A 774-nucleotide genomic window follows, 5' to 3' on the forward strand; every position below is an offset into this window, starting at 1 on the left:
GGTGGGTCGGGTGCTGCTGGGTTGGGTGCTGCTGGGTTGGGTGCTGCTGGGTTGGGTGGGTTGGGTGCTGCTGGGTGGGTGGGTGGCCGTCGTGGATGAGGCCAAGGGAGAGTGGGGGTGCGGCCTGGCGCGGCGGGAGGGCGGGGGCGTGGTGCCGGCCCTCCTGCTCCTCCAGGACCAGCTTCCACACCTGTGGCGGCAGGTCGGGCGGCGAACCGGTGTACGGGTGCACCAGGGCCCGGTCGATCCAGACCCGGGCCACCGGGCTCTGCCCGCGACACAGCAGCGCGAAGATCTCCACCAGGGCCGACCTGTGCACCTCGTTCCTGGCCACCGGCACCACCGCCCAGGTGAACAGGTCGGCGGCGCGCTCGGCCATCTCCCCCGGCGTGAGCCGCTGCCCCTCGGGCCCGTTCGGGTCGTAGTACAGGAACCGGCTCAGCACCTCGGTGCACAGCTCGTTCGCCATCGCCGTACCGCGTATCTGGACCCGCCGTTCCCGGCCGAGTTCGGCGAGCAGCAGATCACGGGCGTACGGATGGCCGACGCTCGCCCGCAACTCGTCCAGCAGCCGCGCGTCGTCCAACGCGGCCAGCCGCTCCACGAGCCGCTGCTGCGCGGGGTCGGCGGCCCGGGCGGCCTGGAGGGCCTGCCGGAGCGGTGGTTCGTGCGGCTGCCGCGGGTCGTGCGGATCGCCGCCCCGCCCGGCCGGGCCCGCCGCGGCGTGCGGGTGGGAGTGTGGCGCGGCGTGCGGCGCGGAACCGTTCGGCGTGG

1 pseudogene is annotated in these 774 nt (G+C 74.8%); it reads right to left on the reverse strand.

The features are described from left to right. Window positions 1-774: pseudogene (locus AAHZ94_RS34765) on the reverse strand (hypothetical protein); the annotation flags it as partial.

Origin of the sequence: Streptomyces sp. HSW2009 (assembly GCF_040240285.1) — a bacterium.
Taxonomy (GTDB): domain Bacteria; phylum Actinomycetota; class Actinomycetes; order Streptomycetales; family Streptomycetaceae; genus Streptomyces.